2 protein-coding genes are annotated in these 1,790 nt (G+C 74.9%); one reads left to right on the forward strand and one right to left on the reverse strand.

Features of this window, described 5'->3' with window-relative positions; all coding sequences use genetic code 11:
- Nucleotides 1–105: 105 nt before the first annotated feature.
- Nucleotides 106–1,041 (reverse strand): NmrA family NAD(P)-binding protein, encoded by a 936-nt coding sequence (locus IFT36_RS15945; RefSeq protein ID WP_200413657.1) that lies wholly within the window; start codon nt 1,039–1,041, stop codon nt 106–108.
- A gap of 330 nt (nt 1,042–1,371) precedes the next feature.
- Here IFT36_RS15945 and IFT36_RS15950 point away from each other — a divergent pair, with 330 nt between their 5' ends.
- Entirely contained in the window at nt 1,372–1,752 is a 381-nt protein-coding gene (locus IFT36_RS15950) for a hypothetical protein (protein ID WP_043597691.1), read from the forward strand.
- The last annotated feature ends 38 nt before the right edge of the window (nt 1,753–1,790 follow it).

Raw genomic sequence — 1,790 nt, forward strand, 5'->3', positions numbered from 1 at the left:
GCGGGCGGGCAAGCTCGCGCGGGCAGGCGCGGGCGGGCAGGCAGGCGCGGCGGGCAGGTTCGGGCGGCGTCCCGGGTCGGCGACCCGCGCCTCCTCGTCCCCTGGTCAGGCGGGAGTCGACACCGAAGAACGCGGCGCGGCACCGGTCCGTGTCGCGAGGACGTCGCGCACGGTCGTCCAGCGTGCGGGACCGTAGCGGTCGCCGTCGACGTGCCGCAGCTGCGCGTCGCTGCTGAACATGTTGACGAAGTACTGCATGCCCTGCCAGGCGGGGAAGGTGTCGTCGCCCTTCGACGTGCGACGCATGACGGCCGCCATCGCCGACAGGGTGCCGGTCGTGCCGGCCCACTGCGGCTTGAAGGACGTGCCGGTGAGCTCGCTCATCGTGCGGGCGACCTGGCGTGCCGTGACCCGGTCGCCGGCGACCTCCACGACGCGCGGCGCCTCGGGGTCGAGCGCGACCCGGGCGACGACGTGGGCGACGTCGTCCTTGGTCGTGAAGTCGAGCACCTGGTCGGCCGACGACCAGAACAGCACCCGCTTCCGGTCGAACAGGACCAGGGGCGCGTCCCCGGTCAGCAGGTCGGTGAACATGCCGTTCAGCACCGACGTCGCCCGGATCGGGGCCGCGTCGACGTCGGCCGCGAACTCGCGACGCAGCTCGAAGTTGCGGTTGCTGCCCGGCGGGATGCTGCGGTAGTCGGCCGAGTAGTCGGAGGGCACGAACCGGGGCACGCCCGCCGCGACGGCGGCCTTCAGGAGGGCGCGCTGCGCGTCGACGATCACGGAGCGGGTGCCGCTGACGGCGGACACGACGACGTCGGCGCCGCGGGCGGCGTCGGTCAGGGCGGGCACGTCCGTGTAGGAGGCGCGGGTCACCTCGACCCGGTCGTCGTCACCGAACAGCGTGGTCGCGCCGGTGCTGCCGGGGCGGGTCAGGACGCGCAGGCGCACGTCGTCCGTGGCGTCGCGGAGCAGCTCGCGAGCGATGCGCTGGCCGAGGTCGCCGGTCGCGCCGGCGAGGAGGACGGTGGTGGTCATGGGGGAGTGGCTCGTTCCGTCGGAGGGTCAGAGGCCAGTCTGCGCGCTCGGCGGCGACGCGGTGCGGTGCGGCTGGTGGGGTCGGGTGCTGCGGATGGCACGACGCCGGGATGTGGGCACGACGCCAGGACAAGGGCTGGCGCTGTGCTCACATCCTGGCGTGGTGCGTGGTGCGTGGTGCGTGGTGCGTGGGGGAGGGGACGTCCTCGGGGACGCGACCCGCGCCTCCTGCGGCCCGGCGGTGCCGGTCGTGCGCACCCTCATCACCCGGAGGGGAGCACGATGGCGGGGACCCGTGGCGCCCGTGCACGGGCGAACGGAGAGAGCCGCATGAGCACCACCGACCCCGACGACTTCGTCACCCGCGCCGCACGACGGGCCCGTGAACTCATCGACACCTCCGACGTCGTGCCGCCCGTGGCACGCGGTGCCCTGCACGACCTCGCGGGCCGGGCCGAGACGGTGGTGCGCGACGTCACCGACCGGGCCGGGTCGTCGGCCCACGACCTGGTCGACCGCGCCGAGGTGATCGCCGACCGGGCCGAGAAGACCGTGCGCGACGTCGCCGAGACCGTCACGATCGCCGCGATGGAGGCCACCGACCAGGCCCACCAGCGCTACCGCCGCCGGGCCCGCGTCACCAACGCCGTCGGCGCCACCGTCATCACCGGGCTCGTGGTCGCGCTGGTGGCGAGCAGGCGTCGGGGGTAGCAGGCGTCGGCACCGGCGCCGCCGCCGAGCTGCCGGCC

Origin of the sequence: Frigoribacterium sp. CFBP 13605 (genome assembly GCF_014839405.1) — a bacterium.
GTDB lineage: Bacteria > Actinomycetota > Actinomycetes > Actinomycetales > Microbacteriaceae > Frigoribacterium.